The organism is Natrialbaceae archaeon AArc-T1-2 (genome assembly GCF_030273315.1).
Classification (GTDB): domain Archaea; phylum Halobacteriota; class Halobacteria; order Halobacteriales; family Natrialbaceae; genus Tc-Br11-E2g1.
In genome coordinates this window covers 961,922-983,835 of the sequence record NZ_CP127174.1, presented here as the reverse complement: position 1 = coordinate 983,835, position 21,914 = coordinate 961,922, and the positions used below count along the sequence as shown (strand labels likewise).

The window sequence follows — 21,914 nt, the reverse complement described above, 5'->3', positions numbered from 1 at the left end:
CGGTGCCCGTAAATGTGCCTTTGGGTCCCGGACGGATTTCTTCACTCGAAGTCAGGCAGATCTTCCGGCGGCTCGTACTCGGCTTCCCAGTCGATATACTCCGATTTCAGCGTTACACAGACGATCTGACCGAACTCCGTGAGTTCGGCGTTGATCGACGAGACTGTCCCCCAGGAGTCGAGTTCGGAGTGATACGCCCGTTCCTGCCAGTCTTCCGGGATGCCCGGCGCGTGATAGCCGACCCGGTCGGCGAAGTCGTCCCAGAAGAAATCGAACTCGGCGAACAACTCGAGATCACGGGCGATCTCGTACTCCCTGTTGGTGAGGTCGGTCTCGGCGGCCCACTCGTCGAACGCTTCCGCCCAGGCACCGTTCTCGAGAAACGCCTGGAGCTCCTCGCGTCGATAGTCGACGTCGGTGGCGGTGCCGTCACCGATCGTGGCGTCTTCGTACTCGTTCGGGTCGACGAACGACAGCTCGGGCGGTTCCGGTGGATCGACTTCGAGTCCCATACCCGCCGTTGGGCGGGTTCGTGGATAAGGATTCCCACGTCGTCTCGAGATCCCGAACGGACACAGTGACGAGAGATAGGCTGACCGTCCCGCATACGGCAAGACGGAGAGGTCAGCCCTGTTAATTGTTTGAATATTCCGGGAGTGTTCTCTCCCCGGAACGGCTACAATGACGACCACGTCGGTTCGGGTTTGGGAGCCAGCTACCGAACGCCCTCGCGAACGGTAACTATTCGGTCGGAGACACGTCACAAACGCGAATACAACTACCATGCATCGACCCTCATCGACGTTCGACCTTCGATACGACGAACGGGTATCACACGATAGAGACTGCCCCTCGCGCTCGAGAACGCCTCCTTCTTCGAGGATCGACGTATGAGTCTCCGAGAAGCTACCCTCGTCGAGGATCTGACCGGTCACGTCCAGCAGTACGGGCTGGCGTTCGTGATGGTCGCCAGCTACTTCGGATCCGGGTCGGTGTTCATTGCCAGCCAGGCGGGCGTGATGCACGGATACACGTTGCTGTGGGCCGTCGTCGGCGCCGCGCTGCTCGGGTTTATGGCACAAGACATGAGCGCCCGACTGGGCATTCACGGCGATTCACTGATGGTGTTCGTCCGCGAGAAGCTCGGTCGACCCGCGGCCACAGCGATCGCGATATTCCTGTCGGTCGGCTGCGTAGCGTGGACGCTCGGGCTCGTCGCGGCCGTCGGCGCCGGCGTCTCGTTTCTGCTCGGCGGAACGATTCCCTGGCAACCGATCGCCGTGGTGACGACGTTCGCGGCGATCGCCGTCGGCGTGTTGAACTACGACGCCGTCGAGAACCTGATGATCGCGATGATGCTCTCGTTGATGGTCGTCTACGTCATCGTCGCGTTGCCAAGCGGTGCCGATCCCGGTGGGGTAGCGGTCGGGTTCGTGCCGACGATGGACACGTTCGGCGCGCTGGCGATGGCCGCCGGCTTGCTCGGGACGACCGCGCTGTGGCCGAACTTCTTTCTCGAGTCGATCCTCGTCTACCAGAAGGGGTGGACCGAAAAGAGCGACCTGTCCGACGCGCGCGTGGACCTGACGGTCGGTTACGCGGTCGGCGGGGTGACGACGATCGCTATCCTCATCGCCTCTGCTGCCCTGTTGCGTCCGATGGGGTATACGACCCTCGAGTCGTTCATCACGCCGGGCGAAGCGCTCGTCGAAGTGCTGGGAGTGTGGGCGATGGTGTTGTTCGTCGGTGGCGTGATCGCCGCCGCGTTCAACAGTATCATCCCGATCATGTGGACGCCGGCGTACATCGTTCCGCAGGCTGCCGGCTACGACGTCAGCAAGGGCGATCGCCTGTTCAACGTGATCTTCGCGTCGCTGACCGGCATCGGCGTCCTCTCGCCGGCCGTGAGCTGGTGGCTCGAGCTGTCGGTCGTGGACATGGTGATCCTGTTTCCGATGTACAACGGGATCTTCGCGCTGCCGGTCGCGGCCGTCCTGTTGTTCTGGGCGGTCAACGACCGCGAGACGATGGGTGAACACCGCAACTCGCGGCGGCTGAACGTCGCCAACGCCGCGTTGGTGTTTCTCGCGATCGTGCTGGCGGCGTTGTCCGTCCAGGACTTTATCGAACTCATCACCGGCGGCGGCTTCTAGACGCGTGATCGGAGTCCCCCGCCGTGGCTTGCCTCTTCGCCGGTGTCGCACTCTGAGATGTCGCTGAGACGGAACCCTCGAGGGTAGAGCCGTCCCAAGTCCCGTCGCCGAAGTCGAGGGCGTCGTTCCAGTGATCGACGTCGACCGACAGCGATTCTACGCGGTGCGTATCGTGTTTCGTTCCATCGCCTCTTCGTCTCCCTTCCGCGGAACCCGGAACGCTCAACCGGTCCGCGCTCGTCTCTCCGAGCGATGACAGGCTACGAGGCGGCCATCGTCGACGTCGACGGGACGATCCTCCGCGGCGATCGGCTGCTCGAGGGCGCGACCGACGGGCTGGCGGCGCTCGAGGCGGCGGGGATCTCGCCGCTTCTGTTCTCGAACAACCCGACGCGTGGCGGGGCTCACTACCGAACGCGGGTCGAGACTCACGGGATCGAGATCGGCCCCGAGAACGCGCTCACGTCGGCGACGGTTACGGCCGAGTATCTCGCGGCGAACCACCACGGGGACGCCGTCTACCTCGTCGGCGAGGACCGTCTCGCCGCAATCTTGCGTGCGGCCGGTCTCAGTCTGACCGACGATCCGACGGCGGCGAATCTCGTGGTCGGATCGATCGATCGGTCGTTCGGCTACGATCGCCTCGAGGACGCTCTGGTGGCCCTCGAGCGCGACGTCCCCTTTTACGGCACGGATCCCGACGCGACGATCCCGACCGAGAACGGGGCCGTCCCGGGCTCGGGAGCGATACTGGCCGCGATGGAAGCGATCGCGGGACGGGAGCCGGACGCCATCCTCGGCAAACCGTCGTCGATCGCCGCCGACGCCGCACTCGAACGGCTCGGAGCCGATCCCACGGACACGATCGTCGTCGGCGACCGACTCGACACCGACGTCGCGCTCGGGGAACGAGCCGGGATGACCACCGCCGTCGTCCTGACCGGGCTCACGACGCGAGCCGACCTCGAGCGGTCGTCGATCGAACCGGATCACGTGCTCGAGTCACTCGCCGACCTCGAGACCGTCCTCGACGGGTAGAAGCCACCGTTCGGTTACCGGCTGCCAGCCTCGCCCTCGATCGCCTCCTGTCGGAGCCGTTCGCCCTTCTCGGTGGCGACGGTGAGTTCGGGGACGGACGTCGGGTTGTGGTCGTCGTCGATGGCGACGAAGACGAAGTACGATTCGGTCGTCTTCTCCCGGTTGCCGGTCCGGAGGTTCTCGCGATAGACGCGCAATCGGACGTTGACGCTCGTCTCGCTCGCGTCGTAGACGTAGGAGGTGATGAAGGCGGTGTCGCCGAGGTGGATCGGCCGCTCGAAGTTCATCTGGTTGACCCAGGCGGTGACACAGGTTTCGCCGGAAAACCGCATCGCGGACATCGCGCCGATCTCGTCCATCCACTTCATGACGGTCCCGCCGTGGGTCGTCCCGAGCATGTTCGTGTGGTTCGGCTGGACCATCTCGCGGTTTTCGATGTAGGTCTCCATCAGGTCGGTCATCGGCGGTGGTTGCCGAGGGAGAGAGATCAGTCTTCCCGTCCGATCATGGCCTCGTTTCTTCTCGGCCGTCTCCGGTGGGCGCTTCGATACTGGTAAAAGTCGTGGTCCGTTTACAGTCGCTAATGAGTGATGCAGGCGACGCGAGCGTTCCGGACCCTCCTGATCCGCCGGAACGCGAGCGTGGCGACGTCACGGTTCTCGGCACGGCACACGTTTCGGAGGCGAGCGTCGAGGAGGTACACGAGACCGTCGATGCGGAGCGACCGGACGTCGTCGCCGTGGAACTCGACGAGAGTCGGTTCCGCCAGATGCAAGGTGGAACCCCCGAGGACATCGAGGCCCGTGATCTGTTGAGCGGCAACACCGTCTTCCAGTTTCTCGCCTACTGGATGCTGTCGTACGTCCAGTCCCGGCTGGGCGAGCGCTTCGACATCGAACCCGGCGCTGACATGCAGGCTGCGATCGACGCCGCCGAGCGAAACGGCTCCGGGGTCGCCCTCGTCGATCGGGACATCCAGGTGACGATCCAGCGGTTCTGGGCCCGGCTTTCGGTTTCCGAAAAACTGAGGATGGTCGGCGGGCTCGCGCTCGGAATCACCGATCCGCGGACGATCGGCTTCTCTCTCGGTGCCGGACTCGGCGTCTTCGTCGGTCTAATCTTCGCCGCGTTCGTCGCGCCGCTTCTCGGGCTGGGCGAGACGCTCGCACTCGGCGTCACTGACTCCGCGACGCTGCAGTACGTCGGCGCGGGCGGGATCGGCGTCGTCGGTGGACTCTTACTCGGACTGCTGTTCTTGCCGTCGCTCGAGAACGCCCCGGAGTACACCGGCGGACTCCTCGATGGCTTCTCGATGCGGCTGTTCGCCGGTGCCGGAATCGGCGTCGTCGGGTCGCTCGCGCTCGTCGTCACCGGAACCGGAATCGGCCCGCTCGAGGCCACCACCTTCGAGAGTGCCGGCACCCTGACGATCCGCGGAAGTGTCGGCGCACTCGCCGGACTGGGACTGGGCGTGCTCGTCGGCGGTATGATCGGAATCGCCCTCGATGCCCTCGCGGACGACCCCGAAGAGCTAGACGAGATCGACATCGAACAGCTGACCGACGGCGACGTCGTCTCGGCGATGATGGAGGAGTTCCGACGCTTCAGTCCCCAGGGCGCAAACGCCTTGATCGACGAACGCGACGCCTACATCGCCCACAAGCTCCACGCGTTACGAGAGCAGGGATACGACGTCGTCGCCGTCGTCGGCGCCGGCCACAAAGCCGGTATCGAACGGCACCTCGAGGCTCCCGACTCGTTGCCGCCGATGGAGTCGATCACCGGCACCGACTCGGGGCGACGGTTCTCGGTGCTGAAAGTCCTTAGCTACCTCGTCATGATCGGCTTTGTCGGCTTTTTCTTCCTGCTTCTCATGGCGGGCGTCCAGAACACCTTCTTGCTCCAGGTGTTTCTCGCCTGGGTGCTGTTCAACGGCGTCTTCGCGTTCACGCTTGCTCGCCTGGCCGGCGCGCGATGGACCAGCGCGGGTGTCGGCGGTGCGGTCGCGTGGCTGACGAGCATCAATCCGCTGCTCGCTCCGGGCTGGTTCGCCGGCTACGTCGAACTGCGCCACCGGCCGGTCAACGTCGGCGACATCCAGCTTCTCAACGACATCATCGGCGACACCGAGAAACCGATCGGGGAGCTGTTCGAGGAGATGCTCGACGTGCCCCTGTTTCGGCTCATCATGATCGTCGCGCTGACGAACGTCGGGAGCATGATCGCGACCGTCCTGTTCCCGTTCGTCGTGTTGCCCTGGCTCGCGCCCGACATCGGCGGTGTCGATGCCCTGATGGCCGAACTGCTCGCCGGTGCCGAGAACACCCTCGAGGGGATCCGGGAGGTGATCTCGTGAGCTACCGTACCGAACCCGAGATTTCCTTCAGCGATAAAGAGCGGTTCGACCTCGGCGTCGCCTGGGTTACCCTGAGCGTCGCGTTCGCGTTGTTTCTCGACCCGCCGGCGGCGGGCGGCTTCGAGATCGGCTCGTTTCTGACGCTTACGGCGTTGAGCTTCGTCACCGTCGGCGTCGCCTTCCTGGCACACGAACTCGCCCACAAGGTCGTCGCGATCGAGTTCGGACAGGTCGCCGAGTTCCGGGCGGACTACCAGATGCTGTTTCTCGCGGTCATGAGCGCCCTGATCGGCTTTCTCGTCGCTGCACCGGGTGCAGTCTATCACAGCGGCCGGATCACCGAGCGAGAGAACGGGCTGATCGCGGTCGCCGGACCGTCGACGAACCTCGTGCTCGCGGTGCTTTTCTTCCCGTTGATCGCGTTCCCCGGCGTCTTAGGCGTGATCGGCCACCTCGGGGTCTTGATCAACCTCTTTCTGGCCGCGTTCAACATGATCCCGTTTGGCCCGCTGGATGGTAAATCCGTCCTCGGGTGGAGCAAAGCCGTCTTCGCCGGCACGTTCGCGTTGAGCGTCGCCTTGCTCGTCGGCTTCTTCCTCGTGTTCGGATTCTGGTGGTAGACCGACTCGGACCGCCTCCTCATTCGACACTCTCGACTCGAGCTGACGGCTGTGGATCGTCCACTCCCCGACTTTATGCCGTCGCCTGGTGTTGGTCTCTCCATGAGAGACGGAGTCGAGATTCCGGACCTCGAGACGGGGAGCGATCGCGTGAGACTCCCGGCCTGGTTCGTCGACGAGGGTGAGCCAGTCGCGACAGGAGAACGGAGCGGGGCGGTCGAATCCGGGGAGGCAACCGTCGGGCTCGAGGCGATGACCGACGGCGGTGACGAACCGGTCGACGACGTCGAGACCGAAGCCGAAGAGGACGAGGAGAACGACGACACGCCCGAGGGAATTCTCGAGGAACGCCCCCTCGACGGAATGCGACGGACGATCAGCGACCGACTCGGCAGGAGCTACCGCGAGGCCGTCCACGTCACCGAACGCCGGATCGCCGACGCCGAGGAGCTCCGCGCCGCCGCGACGGCCGCCGCTTTCGTCCACGAGGAGTCGGTGACGGTGACCGACGTCCTCCTCGCCGCCCTCTCGGCGACGTTCGAGGAACACCCGTCGTTCAACGCGACCTTCGAGGGCGGCGTCCACCGACTCCACGAGTCACATCACATTGCCGTCGCCGTCGACGTCGAGGACGGACTGCTCACCCCGGTCGTCAGGGACGTCGACGAGCGCTCGATCGGCGATCTCGCCTGCGAACGAGCCAGGATGACCGACCGGGCACGCTCTGGCGAGTACACCATGACGGATCTCACCGGTGCCACGTTCACCGTCACGAACCTCGGTCCGCTCGGTGTCGAATCGTTCGACCCCGTCATCAACCCGCCACAGGTCGCCATCCTCGGCGTCGACGCCCTGCGGGAACGGCCGGTCGCCCGCGACGGCGAACTCACGGTCCGGCGGACGCTTCCGGTCGATCTTTCGTTCGACCACCGCGTCGTCGACGGGGCCGACGCCGCCCGCTTCCTCGAGACGCTGGTCGGCCACCTCGAGGAGCCCTGGCCGTTGCTTCCCGACGTGACGGCCGCGGACGTCCCGGCGGACGTCGACTGGCGGGGCGACGGCGCGGGCGCGGTCGAACTCCCGGAACGGGACGTCACCGCGAGCCTCGAGCCCGACCTCTCGGGGGCGGTCGACGCCGGCAGCGAGCGCTGGCCCTTCGACGTCACCGAGGACTTCGGCGGCGGCAGTGCACCGACGCCCGTCGATTACTTCCTGGGGGCGCTGTCTGCCTGTCTGGCCTCGAGCATCGGCATCCAGGCCGACATCCGCGACGTCGATCTCGCGACCCTCGAGGTTCGGGCGGTCGGCTCACCGGCGGACGACAGCGAGTCCGTCGAATCGATCGCGCTCGACGTGACGATCGACGCCGACGCCGACGACGACGTCCTCGAGCGGATCGTCGAGGCCGGCGAACGGACCTGCCACGTCGCGGAGCTGCTTCGGGCAGACCTCGAGACCGACCTCGGCTGGAGCCGGGCGTAATACGGTCCGATGTAAATCAGTACCGGCGAACCCACAGACGGGCCGCGGTTGCCCCGGGACACAGGGACAGCAATCCGTATCAGACGAACCTGTCGTCCGCTCGCGTCGATTCGATCGCGGACGTCGAGGCGTCCAGCCACCCGGTCTCGACGTCGTCCGCCGGAACGTCGAACTGGGGGACGAACGGTTTGACGTCGAGCAGCGGCGTCCCGTCGACGACGTCGACGCCGGTGACGGTCAGCTCGTTCTCGTCGATCGCGTCGATTTCGACGACCGAGAGGCCGATAGGATTCGGTCGCTGGGGGGCTCGCGTCGCGAAGAGACCGCGCGAGACGTCGTCGAGAAACGGCTCAACGGTCATGGCGACCTCGTCGTTCGATTCGTGGAAGTGATAGAGCAACAGGCAGTGGCTGAACCTGTCCAGATCCTGCAATCCCTCGGTGTACGCGGGCGCCAGCTCGACAGTCCCGTCCGCGTCTGCCCCGGCGGGCTGGATCGGCATCTCCTCCGGCGACTCGAACGGCGTGTGGATCGTTCCGATCGGTTCGTACTCGAGGCGATCGTCGGTCATAGCTGACGTATCGTCGCTCGAGGGGAAGTCAGTACCGCTCGTGGGAGACGCGTTCCATCCGACACCGACGCAACGTTTTTTGCGCGACTCGAGCAGGTACGCGTATGGTCTCCCGCGAAACGATCGTCCACGTCTGTGCCGTCCTGCTTGCGGTGTTCCTGCTGTTCGCCCTCGAGTACGCCGGCATCCTACCGGAGACGGGGCCGGCACCGGTCTGGGTGGCACTGCTGTTCTACGGGCTCGTCTTCGGCGGCGCACACCTCTATCTCGCTCTCCGTGGCGAGGGCGGGATTGTCCCCGTCGAGGCACGGTGGCGGTACCTGGCGATGCTCGTCGTCCTCCTCGGGGCCGGAGCCGTGATCGTCTCCGCCGGGGATCGCTCCATCGTCGGCGTCGAGCTGGAGTCGGTCGGGATCGCCGTCGTCGTCCTCACCGTCCTCGTCTATTTCGTCGACGAGGCCGTCGCCGGCTACCGTTCCGCCCGGCCGGAGTGATGGACGCCGGCGAGGCCGATCTCGATCGGGCCCTCCGTCGTCACACGAGCCCGGACCGGTGGCCTTTTGCTCGCGCCCCGTGCTCTCCCGGGTATGAGCGATCGAGACGACGACGGACTCACCTACGCCGACACCGGAGTCGACATCGAGGCCAGCGAGGACGCCACGGCGGCGCTGCTCGAGGCCTTCGGCAGCGGCCTGACGACCGAGTACGCCGGCCTGCTCGACATCGGCGACCGCTACCTGGCGCTTGCGACCGACGGCGTCGGCACCAAGCTGCTCGTCGCCGAGGCCATCGAGGACTACTCGACGATCGGCATCGACTGCATCGCGATGAACGTCAACGACCTCGTCGCGGCCGGCGTTACCCCCGTGGCGTTCGTCGACTACCTCGCGATCGACGAGCCCGACGAGGACGTCACGAACGAGGTCGGCGAGGGGCTGGCCGTCGGCCTCGAGACGGCCGACCTCGCGATGTTGGGCGGCGAGACCGCCGTCATGCCCGAGGTCGTGAAGGGCTTCGACCTCGCGGGGACCTGTGTGGGACTGGCCGAGAAAGACGAGATTTTCGAGGGCGAGGCCCAGGTCGGCGACGTGCTCGTCGGCTTCCCGTCGAACGGCATTCACTCCAACGGGCTGACGCTGGCCCGCGAGGCCGTCACCCGCGACCACGAGTACACCGACCCGTTCCCGGGCGACGAGGAGCGAACGATCGGCGAGGAACTGCTCCGGCCGACTCGGATCTACACGGACTTACTCGAGCCGATGCGTTCCCACGGAGTCAACGCCGCAGCCCATGTCACGGGTGGCGGGTGGACGAACCTACTCCGGATGGGCGAGTACGCCTACGTCATCGACGACCCACTCCCGGCAGGGCCGGTCTTCGAGTTCGTTCAGGCGGAGGGCAACGTCTCCGACGAGGAGATGCACCGGACGTTCAACATGGGAACCGGCTTCGTCGTCGCCGTCTCCGAGGATCGAGCCGAGAACCTCGTCGCCGAGACCGACGGCCGGGTGATTGGGCGGGTAGAAGACGGTAACAGCGTCGAAATTCGCGGCCTCTCGCTGTCCTAGACTCACATTTCGCACCTGATGTGGTCGTACAGCGCAATGTCATCGACCCACCATTACCCTTCGCCCACGATCCGTCGTTTCACCCGTCGGTACCACGGGAGGTGTGTTTCCGCCTCGTTTGCCACGAGGACGGACGCCTCGGTTTCGGCGGCGACGACGTCCGTGGTCTGACCGAAGAAGTCGTGGAGCCGATCCGGGTGGGAGGGGGCACCGAGTACCAGTAGATCCGCGGCGTTGCCCCGTTCGACCAGGGCCGCTCTGACGTCGTCGCGCTGGATCAGTTCGGTCTCGACGGGGCTTCTGACCAGTTCTTCCAGGCTGGCAAGGTACTCCTCGGCCGTGGTGATCCTCTCCTCGGAGGCGTCCTCGGGGATGACTTTCGTCAGCGTCAGCGTCGCGTCCGTCGCGGCGGCGATCGCATCGGCCAGTTCGACCTCGGCGCGGTCGTAGGGTTTCTCCTCGGTGGCGACCACGATGTCCGTGAGATCGCTCGTATCCCGGTGTTTCAACACGGCCACCCGAACCGGGAGTTCCGACCGGAGGACCTCGTCGACGTGACTCTCCCGGAGATGACGCTCCCTGATCGGGCCGTGCCAGTCGACGACGACGAGTTCCGTCCGGTCGTCGATCAAATCGAGCAGGGCGTCGGTCCGATCACGAGCGAGGACGTGCTCGATGTCGACTTCGCAGTCTTTCTCTTCCAGTCGCTGCCAGAGCGTGGCGACCCACTCCTCGTCGATGTCGTGGTCGTACTCCGACAGCGGGATATGCGGCGGGACCTCGGAGATGACGACGGTCTCGAGGTCCGCTTCGAGGCGGTCGGCAAAGGCTGCGACGATCGAGAGTAGGTCCTCGTTTTCTTTCTCCTCGACGACCTCGACGACGATCTTCGGCCCCGCCGCCGACCCGTCGGCGAGCTGTGACTCTTTTTCCTCGAGTGCTTTCCGGTACTGGACCCGCTGGAGCTGATCGCCGATGTTGTGGTCCGGCTCGACCGGTTCGCCGATTCGAGTCTGTGCGTAGTACCAGACGATCCCGAGCAGGACGAAGGCGATCGCACTCACCTGCGAGAGGAGTCCCATAAATGGGATCAAGAGAAGTGCGGCCGCCGCACCGGCGAGCGGGAGGATCGGCGAGAACGGCACCCGGAAGTCCGGATCGTACCACTCCGGTCGTGCACTCCGCAGAAGGACGACGGTCACGTTCAACAGCGCGAATACGAGGATGCCGAACGTGCCGCCGAGTTTGGCCAGTCCCTCGACGTCGAAGGCGAGCGCGAGGGCGATCATGACGAGACCGGTCAGCCAGATCGACCGCGTCGGCGTCCCAAACCGGGGCGAGGACTGGCGCAGTTTCGGAGTCATCAGGCCGTCTCGAGCCATGGCGAAGGGGAACCGTGACGAGGAGAGGATCGCCGCGTTCGCCGTCGAGACCGTCGCGAAGATGCCAGCGAGGGCAACGAGCGCACCGCCGAGCGCGCCGAGGAACACCTCCCCGGTGTCAGCGACCGGAGCCGTACTCTCCACGACCGCGTCGATCGGCAACACGCCAGTGACGATCACCATGACCGCTGCGTACAGAGTCGTCACGAACACCACGGCGGCGAGCAGCGCCCGTGGGAGCGTGGTCCCCGGCTCTTTGACCTCGCCTGCGATCGCGGTGGCCTTGACGATCCCCAGATAGGAGATAAAGACGAGGCCGGTCGTGGTGACCACGCCGCCCCAGCCATCCTCGAGGAACGGCGAGAGGGTCGCGGTCTCGACGGCGAAGATCCCCCGGCCGGCGAAGACGGCGAGGATGGCGACGAGTCCGATCACGACGAGGTTCTGAAGCCCGCCGCTTTTCTCCGCACCCACCCAGTTTATCACGATCAGAAGGAGACCACCGACGACGGCGACGGCGAGCACTGGAACAGCCGAGAAGTAGGTAACGTACCATCCGAGCCCGACCAGGGCGAACGAGCCCTTGAAGATGAGCGCGAGCCAGGCTCCGAGGCCGATGACCGTGCCGACCAGCGGTCCCATTGCTCGGCTCGCGAAGAAGTAGGGGCCGCCGGCCCGAGGCATGGCCGTCGCCAGTTCGACGGCACACATGGTCGCGACCAGCGCAATAATCCCGGCGAAGGTAAACGAGAGTGCCGCGGAGGGTCCCGCTCCGGCCGCAGCCGGCCCGGGAAGGATGAAGATGCCAGCCCCGATCATGGTGCCGGCTGCAGTGGTAAAGACCGCGAACGTGCCCAGATCCCGCGTAAGTTCGGTGTCCGCGTCGTGTGAAACCATTCGATAGCGAGAGGCCGCGACGGTCACTCGCCGGAATCGGTCGGCAGCGCGACCACGGGGCGGCCAGCCCGGATGACGAGTTTCACCGAGAGGTCTCCCGAGAGAAACTGCACGATCCGTCCACCCCCGCGTGAGCGGTAGACGATGGCGCTGGCGTCGACCTCGTCGGCGGCCTCGAGGGTGGCCCCGACGACGTCGCGTGCGTAGGCGATGTGCTCTCCGGCCTCGGGGAAGGTTTCGCGGACGGCGGCGTGGGACTCCTCGGCCAGTTCGTGTGAATACTCGACGGGCGTCTTGTCCGGGACGCCCTCGCCTTTTTCGACGACGTGCAGCGCCGTCACGTGAGCGGGGTCGTAAACCTCGAGTGCACGGGCGGTCTTTCGGGCGTCCTCGGCGTGGGCGACGGGGACGAGGGCGTGTGCGAGGAGGTCACGGTCGTCCGGCCGGTCCATGTTGGAGAGAAGGCGAATCCGGCGTAAAAGGGTTGGTTCCCGCTCATGCGACGTTCACACAGCTTGAACGAAGTATCAGCCGATTAATAGTGCCAGGGGAACTCCGAAAAGTCCGGCTCCCGGTCCTCGACGAAGGCGTCCCGGCCTTCTTTGGCCTCATCGGTCATGTACCCCAGCCGGGTGGCCTCGCCCGCAAAGACCTGCTGACCGACGAGCCCGTCGTCTGCCATGTTGAAGCCGTACTTGAGCATCCGCATCGCGTTCGGACTCTTCGCGTTGATCTCCTCGCCCCACTCGAGGGCGCGTTCCTCGAGTTCCTCGTGGGGGACGACCTCGTTGACCATGCCCATCTCGGCGGCTTCCTCCGCGGAGTAGGTCTTTCCGAGGAAAAAGACCTCGCGGGCTTTCTTCTGGCCGACCTGGCGGGCGAGGTACGCGGAACCGAAGCCGGCGTCGTAACTGCCGACGTCCGGGTCGGTCTGGAGGAACTTCGCGTGCTCTTCGCTCGCAAGCGTCAGGTCACAGACGACGTGTAAGGAGTGACCGCCGCCGACGGCCCAGCCGGGCACCACGCAGACGACGACCTTCGGAATGTGCCGGATGAGCCGCTGGACCTCGAGGATGTGCAGCCGGCCCTGCTCGGATGCTCGTTCCTCGGTTCCCTCGTACTCGTAGCCGGCGTCGCCGCGAATCGTCTGGTCGCCGCCCGAGCAAAAGGCCCAACCTCCGTCCTCCGGCGAGGGACCGTTGCCCGTAAGCAGGACACAGCCGACGTCGGTCTGGCGCTTCGCGTGGTCGAGGGCGTCGTAGAGCTCGTCGACGGTGCCGGGACGGAACGCGTTTCGTACTTCGGGGCGGTCGAACGCGATCCGAACGGTGCCTCCGTCGACGGCTCGATGATAGGTAATATCCCGAGTGTCGAGCTCGTCGATCGGTTCCCACCGGTCCGGATCGAACAGTGCCGAAACCATGTCTCGAGTTGTGGCCGAGACGGCCAAATAGGTTCCCGTCCCTGGCGACGCCGACCGGAGCTGGCTACCGGCAACAGCGGGGCGTACTGGCAAGTTTTAGTGGCGTATGCCGGCAACTTTTAGTGATGGTGAGATCTACACCCGCTCATGGTGACCAACGAATCCGAAGCACCCTCACTCGAGGAGGGACAGGCGCTCGTCCGAAAGACCATGATCTATCTCATCCTCTGGGTGTTGATCATCGTGCTCGCAGGCGTCGTTCTCTACTTCGTCGGCGATCCCCTGATGGACCTCGTCGTCTGATCAGGCGGTACGGTAGCTGACCGCGATCCCTTCCCCGAGCGCCACTGCGACCGTCTCGAAGTCGGGATCGGTTGTCACCGCCTCGAGGTAGTCGGCGACGCCGCGGGTCTCTTTGGTGAGCTCGGACGGTGACTCGCCGTCGAGAATCGCCAGCAGCTTCTCGGTCTGGATCGGCGTCGCCGCGATCGCGTTGTCGGCGACGACGACGCCTCCGACGGGTACCTGCTCTCGAACCGCCTCGAACGCCTCCAGGTAGCGGTGTTTCTGGTGATCGATCAGGACCACGTCGAACGGGCCGTCGTAGCGTTCGATCGTCTCGAGGGCGTCGCCGAGCTCGTAGCGGGCGAGCTCGTCGTAGCCGCCGTCGGCCATGTACTCACGGGCGAGCTCGAGTTCGTCCTCGTCGACCTCCGTGAGGACGATCTCGCCGTCGTCGGGTAACGCCTCGGCGAGCCAGTACGCCGAGTAGCCGTAGCCGGAGCCGAACTCGAAGGCTCGCTCGGCGTCGACCATCCGGGCGAGCAGCCGTAGGAACGCGCCGACCTCGGGGCCGACGTGGGGAAAGCCCTCGGCGGCGGCGTACTCGTCCATCTCGATCAGCGTCTCGTCCGGGTCGGGTCCGATCGCGCGAACGAACCGGGCGACCTCGTCTGTCAGGACCATAGTCGACCGTCGGGTTCGCGTCCCAAAGCTCTCCCGCCGAACCCGGCCCCGTCGTCGCGGTCGACGCCGAGTGCTCACCTTTTTCTCCGCTCGTTCCGTTGTCCCGCGTGATATGTCCGCGGAACATCCGCTCGCGGAACGCGTCGACAACCTGGTGTATGAACCCGTCCAGGTCCACGACCACGGCGTCGACCTCACCGTCAGCGCCATCTACGAGGTCGCTGCCCCCGGCCGCCTCGACTTCGGCGGCGACGAACTCGAAGACGCCGACTTCGAGCCACACCCGACCGAGCTACGGAATCCCGACGACGACTACGAGTGGTGGCACCTCGAGGGCGGCCAGTACGTCCTCCAGCACAACGAGTTTCTCACCGATCTCGAGGAGCCGGCCCTCCTCCAGCCGCGAAACGACCTGCTCGCCCGCGGCGGCTCACACCCGTCCGTGCGGGTTCGGTCGCATCTGCCGCTCGTGCCACTGTCGGTCGCCGACGGCGGCATCCGGATCAAAGAGAACGCACGCGTTTCGACGCTGGTTTCGGCGGCGACGACCGAGCCGTAAGAGCGGGCAGCGCTCGAGTCACCGTTCGAGTTCTTTGCAAACGTGCAAGATCCCGTCGAGTACTGCCGGCGGATCGTCGTATCGAACCGTTTCGCTCGCCGGATCGTACTCGAGAACGTCGAGGGTCGCGAGCTGTGGGAGATCGCCGTGGACGAGTCGCTGACGCCGGCACTCTACGTCCGTCGCCTGCACGTCCGTCCCGTCGGGTTCGAGCTCGAGGCTCTTCTGGGCGAGTTCTTTGACCGTCGCCACCTCGACCTCCTGCAGATAGTAGACGACGTACCGTCGCCGCCTCGTGTGCAGGGCCGCGAGCACCTCGTCGAGTTCGAACGCACGTCCTGTCTCTGTGCCCCGGCGTTCACCGGGGGCATTGTCAATTGACACCATCACACATGGAATGCTAGCGATCGATACACGTAACGTTTACCCACAGTCATACTATCGTCCGTATCAGGGGTCGATGACGGCGTCGACGACGTCTCGAACCCGCTCGAGTGCGACTGGATTCGTCGTTTCGCCGTCTCGTTTCAGCGCCGTCCCGACGATCGCACCGTCTGCACCGGCCGCGAACAGATCGTCGATCGTCTCGTTCGTCACGCCGCTGCCGACGAAGACGCCGACCTCTCGATCCGCGAGCGTCTCTGTGACGCGGGCGACGTCCTCGAGGGCCGTCTCGGTACCGGTACCCGGGCCAGAGACGATCACGCCGTCGGCCAGCCCGCGCTCGACCGTCTCGCGGGCGGCTCGCTCGAGCGTGTCGTCCCCGACCGGCGTGGCGTGTTTGACGTGGACGTCGGCGAGGATCGCCACGTCGGCTTCGAGTCGCTCGCGAAGTCGCAGGGTCTCGTGGGCCTGTCCCTCGAGCAGCCCCTGATCGGTCGCGGCGGTCCCGACGTGGACGTTCACACGAATAAACGACGCGTCGGACGCGGCTGCCACCGACAGCGCCGCAGTCGCGTCGTTTCGCAGGACGTTGACCCCGACGGGGAGGTCGACGGCTTCGGTCAGCTCGGTCGCGACCGAGGCGAGGTCGGCGACGACGTGTGTCGGCACGTCCTCGGGATAGAAGGGTGCGTCCCCGAAGTTCTCGAGGAGCACGGCGTCGACGCCGCCTTCCTCGAGCGTCCGGGCGTCCTCGAGGGCGCGCTCGCGGATCGCCTCGCGGTCGCCGTCGAACCGCGGTGAGCCGGGCAACGGCGGCAGGTGGACCATGCCGACGACGGGAGTGTCGGTATCGAATGGATCGTGAGTCACGGACGGCGTTTACGTCCGAGACGGATTATACGTCGGCCATCACGGCCGAGAGTATATCCATCCGTCCGTGGTCGAACCCTCCATGCGGTACCTGGAGATCACAGTTCCGGAGGGACGCCGCCAGGCCGTGCTCACTATCCTCGAGGACGAAGGAGTCGACTACGTCGTCAGCGACGAGACGAGCGGCCGGGGTTACGAGGCTGTCGTCCGATTTCCGCTCCCGACGCGGGCCGTCGAGCCGACGCTCGACCGCCTGAACCAGGCCGGGGTCGGTGAGGAGGCACGCGTCGTCGTCGTCGACGCCGAGACGGTCATCTCCCAGCAGTTCGACGACCTGCTCGAACAACACAGCCACGACGGCGCGAAAGGCGAACGGACCTCGCGGCAGGTGCTCCGGACGAAAGCGGACGAACTCACGCCAGCGTTTCCCATCTACGTCGTGATGTTGCTCATAAGCGCCGTCGTCGCCACGTCCGGACTGCTCGCGGACTCGCCGGCGGTCGTCGTCGGCTCGATGGTGATCGCGCCGCTTATCGGCCCCGCACTCGCCTCGAGCGTCGGCATCGTCACCGGCGACGACGGGCTGAAAGCGACGGGGTTTCGCTACCAGGTCGTCGGCCTGGCGGTCGTCGTCGCCGCCTCGATCGGACTCGCTTCGCTCGCCAGACTGGCGGGGCTCGAGCCCGGTGGCGTCGATATCGTCGTCGTCGCCGAGTTACAAGAGCGGGTCTCGCCCAACGTGTTCTCGCTCGCGGTCGCGCTGGGTGCTGGCGTTGCCGGCATCCTGAGTCTCACTCGAGGATTCTCGGAGGCCATCGTCGGCGTGATGATCGCCGCCGCGCTCATCCCGCCCGCCGCCGCGGTCGGAATCACGGTCGCCTGGGGGATGTACGGCGCGGCCGCCGGTGCCGCCGTACTCGTCGCCGTCAACGTACTCTCGATCAACCTCGCCGCCCTGGCCACGCTGTGGGTCGCCGGCTACCGTCCCCAGGGGCTGTTCGAGGTGTCGCCGACCCGCCGTCCGACCTACACGTATGCGGCCGTCTTCGCGGTCGCGTTACTCGTACTCGCCGCGCCACTTGCCGGCATCACTCTGCTCGACTTCCAGTCGACCCAGCTGTCGTCGGCGGCCGACGACGAGGTCGAGACGGCCCTCGAAGAGCCCGTGTACGACGACTTCGAGCTCGATTCGGTCGAGGTAGTCCTCGACGACGACTACCCGTTCCGGTCGATCGATCAGGTCGTCGTCACCGTCTCCGGCGACGACCCCGGACAGTTACCCGAACTCGCAGACCGGATCCACGACGGGGTCTCGGCCCATGACGAGTCGGCCGTCGTCGAGGTTCGGTTCATCGTTGCCGAACAGCGCGGTGGCGAGGTCGAGACGTCCGATAGTATAGCTCACGCCTGCAAACGAGTGGAATCTGCGACGTGTGTGAGCACGCTGATGATCGGGCCACAAGACACCCAAGCCGATGCTGAAATCCAGCAGGAGACGCGTGGAACGTATGCGTCTTGAAACCAACAGGTCACTTCGCTCGGCCTACAATCCCGTGGTGGGATTCCGCCGCGTTCACGCGGAAGGAGGTCAATAGTCGTCGTTCCACTTGATCGAACAGCCCCGCGAGGGTTGCCACTCGAGGTCGACGTCCTCGCCCACCAGCACGGCGTCGATCGCCTCCCGGATGTGGTATCGAGTGGGTTCGTCGTCGGGGTTCAGGGCGTCGTCGAGCCGGCCGTGATAGACGAGCCGGAACTCGCCGTCGTCCCGTTCGAAGAGGAACGGATCGGGCGTACAGGCCGCACCGTACTCGGCAGCGACCTCCTGGGACTCGTCCCGGAGGTAGGCGTCGTACTGGATCGTTCCGTCTTCGACGTACGCTTTCATCTTCTCGACGGAGTCTTCGGGATACTCCGCTGCGTCGTTCGGGTTGATACCGACGACCGAGACGTCGTCGTACTCGGACGCAAGGTCGTTGAGCAGGTCGAACTTCGCTTTCGCGTACGGGCAGTGATTGCAGGTGAACACGACCAACAGCGCCTCGTCGTCGGCGAATGACTCGAGCGTGTACGTCTCGCCGTCGGTGCCGGGCAGCTCGAACGCGGGCGCGGGCTCGCCCGCTTCGAGATCCGTCCGGGACTCTTCCAGTGCCATACCGGGCCTACCTCGGCGGCGACCTTATACTATCGGACGTAACTGTGTGACGATTCTCGCCACCCCGGTGACGTCGAGACGGTGCGTGCTGGAACTATTATGTACCCGCCACGACATCGGGGAGACATGAAGACGCTCGAGGTCACCGACGAGCAGTACGCCTACGTCCAGCGCCTGCGCGAGGAGCTGTCCGAAACGGTCGTCGGCAAGTACGGTCACGTCCGCGACCACGACGCCATCCAGTTCCTGATCGATACCCTCGAGGACGACCTCGAGGTCGATGGCGGGTTCGAAGCGCCGTCGATGGACGATCTCGCGGTTTCGCGAGAGGAGGGGGAGATGAAAAACGGCGCCACGGAACTCGAGGAACCGTCCCCGTCGACGACCGACGATTCCGGAACCGACGAGGGGACGCTGTCGTACGACGAGGAGAGCCAGCTCGAGACGGCGGACGCAACCGAAGACGTGGATAACGACGGGACCGCCAGCGACTCGGACGACGCGTCCGCGGACGACTCGAACGGAGACGCCACCGACGACGACATGCTCGACCGGATGATGAGCCTGCTCGAGACTCACGACGACAAGTGGGCGGAGTCGCCGTCTGCGGACTACCGGTATCGGGTCACCCTTCCCGACGGCACGACCGAGGACGTTCAGACGAAAGACGACGTCCGTGCGCTGTTGTTCAAACATTACTAGGGCCCGAAACCGTCGGAGTAAGGGAACTCGCGGTATATCGATCGGCCATGATCGTCGAGCGCGTCGCCGTCGGCGAGGGAACGCCGGAAGGAACGAACAGCGCGTACGTCCTGCCCGACCGGGGTGTCGTAATCGACCCCGGGCCGCCGACCGACGATGCCTGGGACGACCTCCGGGCCGGACTCGACCGCGCCGACGTAGCGCTCGCAGACGTCGAACACGTACTCGTCACACACTGGCACGCAGACCACGCTGGACTCGCGCCGCGGCTGGCGATGGAGGCGGACGCGACGGTCGCGATGGGCGAAGACGACGCGACCCTGGTCGCCGACTACGCCGCCGAGCGCGAGAACCGACTCGAGCGAGACGCGACGGCGATGCGGTCGTGGGGCGTCCCCCACGAAACGGTCGCGTCGGTGATCGCAGGCGACGAGCCGTCGTCGATGTCCGACACCCACCCGGTCGAGACGCTTTCCGACGGCGACCGAGTCGCCGGCCTCGAGGTGCTGGCCACGCTGGGGCACACGCTTGGTCACACCGCGTTCGGGACCGCCGACGTGACGTTCGTCGGCGACGCCGTCTTGCCGACGTACACCCCGAACGTCGGCGGCAGCGACACCCGAACGACCGATCCACTCGCGACGTATCGCGACACACTCGACCGTCTCGAGGAGCGACCGGGCCGGCTCCTGCCCGGTCACGGGACGAGCCTCGAGTCCGATCGCATCGACGTCGTCCGTGCCCACCACCGCGAGCGAACCGAACGCGTCACGCGGACTCTCGAGGCGATCGGCCCGGCGACGCCGTGGGAACTCGCCTGCGAGCTGTTCGGTGACCTCGCGGACGTCCACGTCAAGTTCGGAGCCGGCGAGGCGGCGGCTCACCTCGAGCGCCTCGAGCGCGAGGGGACCGTCGAACGCGTCGCCCGCGAGCCGGTCGTCTATCGACGCCGAGCCGAGTTCGATTCGTAGCGATACCCACCGGAAACCGAGTTTCGGCTTTCGGGAATCCGTCTGACTGCTCGAGGTCGGCCGAGCAGACCCGTCTCGAGCCAGTGCGATTCGTACTGACTACTGTCAGCCCATGGCAACCGCGACTCGTCTTTCGGTTGCCCAGGTAGCTGAGTACAGCAATCCATATCAGGCGATGAGAGTTGAAGGAAACGACAAAGCCTAGGCCGGGATTTGAACCCGGGCTCTCGTCCTTACCAAGGACGCGCTTTACCGCTAAGCTACCCAGGCACGCACTTGCTTGTTGCCGGGAGTCATCTTTATGGGTTTCGATTCACCACGGGGGTGTGCATCCGTCGCGCGTCACGCGATCACGAGTCAGTCGCCGACGTTGCTCGATCGGTCGCAGCCTCCTCACCCGGGGTCGCGTCCATCTCCGATATATCGAGATCGGACAGACACTCTGTCGCAGGTGGAAAGCCGACGCCAACGGCGTCGCTTACGTCGTTTGCGATTGCGAACAGCTCGGCCGGCGGCGTCGACCCGACCGCGGACGTCCCGGCAGTCACCGCGAGCTCGAGGACGTCACACTCGAGGTTGGCGTCGATAGCCTCGGCGTCGGCGTCCGGCTGCTCGCGCAGCGTCTGGTCGCGGCCGAACGCCTGGACGGTCCGGACGGCCATCTCTGCGGCACCGGTTCGTGCGAGCAGGTAGAACCCGCGGGCAACGAGGATGTCGGCGGCGAGGATCTCGAGGTCGGCATCGAGGTCGTCGCTTACGACGTCGGCATCGGTGTAGGTGTGGGTGTTGGCGTCTGCCCACGGTTCGGCGTGTGCGAGCGATCGCGTCAGGCGCAGGCCCTCGTAGATGAGCTGGACGCCGGCGGCGCGATCGAGGACGGGTTCGACGTCGGCGTCGGCGTCGGCGTCGATCGCGACGGCGCTCTCGAGCGTGAGTACACCCGGCGTCATCGATGCGGCCTCGAGCAGGTCGGTGATAACGTCGTGCAACCGGGGCGGTTCGACGTCCGCGACGGCGTCGCGGGCGGCGCGCCGGCAGCGGGCGGCCCTGTCCATCATCGGGGGGTTACGGCGGAGGAGGCAAAGACCTTTGGAAACGCCATCCCACGTTTCGGCATGATCGAACCCGACGCCGACGGCGAGATTTGCACCGTGACGATCGATCGTCCCGACGCGCGCAACGCGCTTCCCTGGGAGGGACTCGACGAACTCGAGGCTGCGATCGTCGACGCCACCGAACCGATCGTCTATCTCGAAGGAACCGGACCAGCCTTCTGTGCGGGGGCGGATCTGGACGTCGTCGCTGAACTCGACGGGCCGGAGGCACGGCGATTCGCCGAACGCGGCCAGGCGGTCGCGACCGCGATCGAGGAGTCGTCGTCGATCGTCGTCGCCGGGATCGACGGACCGGCACGAGGCGGTGGTCTCGAACTCGCACTCGCCTGTGACCTCCGGGTCGCGACGCCGGAGGCGACGTTCAGCGAGCCGGGCGTAACGTTCGGTCTCTTCGGTGCGTGGGGCGGGACGGTCCGGCTCCCGCGGGTGCTCGGCGAGGGCGACGCCCTCGAGCTTGCGCTCTCGGGACGGGTGGTAGACGCCGAGGAGGCACTCCGGATGGGACTCATCTCGCGGATCGAGGACGACCCCCGGACGGTTGCGACGGAACTCGCCGACAACGCCGCCGACGCACTCTCCGTACTGAAACGACGACTGCGCGACGACGGCGACCGAAAACGCCAGGAACGACGCGAGGCCGAGGCGTTCGCAGACCTCGTCGTCGCCCACGCCGAGGAGCTGGCCGCGTTGCGGGAGTAGTCC

At 65.8% G+C, this 21,914-nt stretch carries 24 protein-coding genes and 1 tRNA gene; 13 read left to right on the top strand and 12 right to left on the bottom strand.

The annotated features are described in order from the left end of the window. Positions 1-41: 41 nt before the first annotated feature. Positions 42-512 (bottom strand): hypothetical protein, encoded by a 471-nt coding sequence (locus QQ977_RS05000; RefSeq protein ID WP_285927912.1) that lies wholly within the window; start codon positions 510-512, stop codon positions 42-44. Between the two features lie 378 nt (positions 513-890). On the opposite strand from QQ977_RS05000, the gene QQ977_RS04995 reads away from it, so the two are divergent. Both QQ977_RS04995 and QQ977_RS04990 read left to right on the top strand, forming a co-directional pair. Further along, positions 891-2,153, top strand: a complete 1,263-nt coding sequence (locus tag QQ977_RS04995; protein ID WP_285927910.1) for an NRAMP family divalent metal transporter — start codon at positions 891-893, stop codon at positions 2,151-2,153. A 252-nt stretch (positions 2,154-2,405) separates the two neighbouring features. After that, on the top strand, positions 2,406-3,191 hold the full coding sequence (locus QQ977_RS04990) for an HAD-IIA family hydrolase (RefSeq protein ID WP_285927908.1): 786 nt from the start codon (positions 2,406-2,408) through the stop codon (positions 3,189-3,191). A gap of 14 nt (positions 3,192-3,205) precedes the next feature. Here the strand turns inward: QQ977_RS04990 and QQ977_RS04985 are convergent, their stop codons facing one another. Beyond that, entirely contained in the window at positions 3,206-3,652 is a 447-nt protein-coding gene (locus tag QQ977_RS04985) for an acyl-CoA thioesterase (RefSeq protein WP_285927907.1), read from the bottom strand. A gap of 122 nt (positions 3,653-3,774) precedes the next feature. On the opposite strand from QQ977_RS04985, the gene QQ977_RS04980 reads away from it, so the two are divergent. The 3 genes from QQ977_RS04980 (at position 3,775) to QQ977_RS04970 (ending at position 7,649) form a co-directional block, all read left to right on the top strand. Beyond that, positions 3,775-5,547 (top strand): TraB/GumN family protein, encoded by a 1,773-nt coding sequence (locus tag QQ977_RS04980; protein WP_285927906.1) that lies wholly within the window; start codon positions 3,775-3,777, stop codon positions 5,545-5,547. Continuing rightward, positions 5,544-6,167, top strand: coding sequence for a metalloprotease (locus QQ977_RS04975; protein WP_285927904.1), 624 nt, complete (start codon positions 5,544-5,546; stop codon positions 6,165-6,167). The genes QQ977_RS04980 and QQ977_RS04975 overlap by 4 nt, the downstream gene beginning before the upstream one ends. Positions 6,168-6,269: 102 nt before the next feature. Then, positions 6,270-7,649, top strand: a complete 1,380-nt coding sequence (locus QQ977_RS04970; protein WP_285927902.1) for a 2-oxo acid dehydrogenase subunit E2 — start codon at positions 6,270-6,272, stop codon at positions 7,647-7,649. Positions 7,650-7,728: 79 nt separating this feature from the next. On the opposite strand, the gene tsaA is transcribed toward QQ977_RS04970, so the two are convergent. After that, complete coding sequence (gene tsaA, locus QQ977_RS04965; protein ID WP_285927901.1) at positions 7,729-8,220, bottom strand: tRNA (N6-threonylcarbamoyladenosine(37)-N6)-methyltransferase TrmO; 492 nt, start codon at positions 8,218-8,220, stop codon at positions 7,729-7,731. Positions 8,221-8,324: 104 nt separating this feature from the next. On the opposite strand from tsaA, the gene QQ977_RS04960 reads away from it, so the two are divergent. After that, on the top strand, positions 8,325-8,714 hold the full coding sequence (locus QQ977_RS04960; RefSeq protein ID WP_285927899.1) for a hypothetical protein: 390 nt from the start codon (positions 8,325-8,327) through the stop codon (positions 8,712-8,714). Positions 8,715-8,807: 93 nt separating this feature from the next. Then, on the top strand, positions 8,808-9,788 hold the full coding sequence (gene purM, locus QQ977_RS04955) for a phosphoribosylformylglycinamidine cyclo-ligase (protein ID WP_285927897.1): 981 nt from the start codon (positions 8,808-8,810) through the stop codon (positions 9,786-9,788). A gap of 53 nt (positions 9,789-9,841) precedes the next feature. Here the strand turns inward: purM and QQ977_RS04950 are convergent, their stop codons facing one another. The 3 genes from QQ977_RS04950 to QQ977_RS04940 all read right to left on the bottom strand — a co-directional run bounded on the left by QQ977_RS04950 (position 9,842) and on the right by QQ977_RS04940 (position 13,490). Continuing rightward, positions 9,842-12,067, bottom strand: coding sequence for an APC family permease (locus tag QQ977_RS04950; protein ID WP_285927896.1), 2,226 nt, complete (start codon positions 12,065-12,067; stop codon positions 9,842-9,844). A 23-nt stretch (positions 12,068-12,090) separates the two neighbouring features. Beyond that, entirely contained in the window at positions 12,091-12,519 is a 429-nt protein-coding gene (locus QQ977_RS04945) for a universal stress protein (protein WP_285927895.1), read from the bottom strand. Positions 12,520-12,602: 83 nt separating this feature from the next. Next, positions 12,603-13,490: a 1,4-dihydroxy-2-naphthoyl-CoA synthase gene (locus QQ977_RS04940; protein ID WP_285927893.1), complete on the bottom strand. Its 888-nt coding sequence runs from the start codon at positions 13,488-13,490 to the stop codon at positions 12,603-12,605. Between the two features lie 147 nt (positions 13,491-13,637). Between QQ977_RS04940 and QQ977_RS04935 the strand changes: the two genes are divergently transcribed. Continuing rightward, complete coding sequence (locus QQ977_RS04935) at positions 13,638-13,793, top strand: hypothetical protein (protein WP_285927891.1); 156 nt, start codon at positions 13,638-13,640, stop codon at positions 13,791-13,793. On the opposite strand, the gene QQ977_RS04930 is transcribed toward QQ977_RS04935, so the two are convergent. Further along, the gene (locus tag QQ977_RS04930) at positions 13,794-14,456 is read right to left on the bottom strand and encodes an O-methyltransferase (RefSeq protein ID WP_285927889.1); all 663 of its coding nucleotides are present in this window, start codon (positions 14,454-14,456) and stop codon (positions 13,794-13,796) included. Positions 14,457-14,568: 112 nt separating this feature from the next. Here QQ977_RS04930 and QQ977_RS04925 point away from each other — a divergent pair, with 112 nt between their 5' ends. Next, positions 14,569-15,015: a dCTP deaminase gene (locus tag QQ977_RS04925; RefSeq protein WP_285927888.1), complete on the top strand. Its 447-nt coding sequence runs from the start codon at positions 14,569-14,571 to the stop codon at positions 15,013-15,015. 18 nt (positions 15,016-15,033) lie between these two features. Here the strand turns inward: QQ977_RS04925 and QQ977_RS04920 are convergent, their stop codons facing one another. After that, a complete protein-coding gene (locus tag QQ977_RS04920; RefSeq protein ID WP_285927886.1) occupies positions 15,034-15,402 on the bottom strand; it encodes a DUF7344 domain-containing protein in 369 nt (122 codons plus the stop codon). Positions 15,403-15,465: 63 nt separating this feature from the next. Continuing rightward, a complete protein-coding gene (locus tag QQ977_RS04915; protein ID WP_285927885.1) occupies positions 15,466-16,269 on the bottom strand; it encodes a BtpA/SgcQ family protein in 804 nt (267 codons plus the stop codon). Positions 16,270-16,351: 82 nt separating this feature from the next. On the opposite strand from QQ977_RS04915, the gene QQ977_RS04910 reads away from it, so the two are divergent. After that, positions 16,352-17,788 carry a TIGR00341 family protein gene (locus QQ977_RS04910; protein WP_285927883.1) on the top strand — a complete coding sequence of 479 codons (1,437 nt, stop codon included), beginning with the start codon at positions 16,352-16,354 and terminating at the stop codon, positions 17,786-17,788. A 69-nt stretch (positions 17,789-17,857) separates the two neighbouring features. On the opposite strand, the gene QQ977_RS04905 is transcribed toward QQ977_RS04910, so the two are convergent. Continuing rightward, positions 17,858-18,424, bottom strand: coding sequence for a thioredoxin family protein (locus QQ977_RS04905; protein WP_285927881.1), 567 nt, complete (start codon positions 18,422-18,424; stop codon positions 17,858-17,860). Positions 18,425-18,550: 126 nt separating this feature from the next. Between QQ977_RS04905 and QQ977_RS04900 the strand changes: the two genes are divergently transcribed. After that, positions 18,551-19,126 (top strand): hypothetical protein, encoded by a 576-nt coding sequence (locus QQ977_RS04900; protein ID WP_285927880.1) that lies wholly within the window; start codon positions 18,551-18,553, stop codon positions 19,124-19,126. Positions 19,127-19,173: 47 nt separating this feature from the next. Beyond that, entirely contained in the window at positions 19,174-20,097 is a 924-nt protein-coding gene (locus QQ977_RS04895; protein WP_285927879.1) for an MBL fold metallo-hydrolase, read from the top strand. A gap of 198 nt (positions 20,098-20,295) precedes the next feature. On the opposite strand, the gene QQ977_RS04890 is transcribed toward QQ977_RS04895, so the two are convergent. Then, positions 20,296-20,367 (bottom strand) — tRNA-Thr (locus QQ977_RS04890). Positions 20,368-20,447: 80 nt separating this feature from the next. Then, complete coding sequence (locus QQ977_RS04885) at positions 20,448-21,152, bottom strand: DUF7114 family protein (RefSeq protein WP_285928746.1); 705 nt, start codon at positions 21,150-21,152, stop codon at positions 20,448-20,450. A 60-nt stretch (positions 21,153-21,212) separates the two neighbouring features. Between QQ977_RS04885 and QQ977_RS04880 the strand changes: the two genes are divergently transcribed. After that, on the top strand, positions 21,213-21,911 hold the full coding sequence (locus QQ977_RS04880) for an enoyl-CoA hydratase/isomerase family protein (protein WP_285927878.1): 699 nt from the start codon (positions 21,213-21,215) through the stop codon (positions 21,909-21,911). Positions 21,912-21,914: the final 3 nt, after the last annotated feature.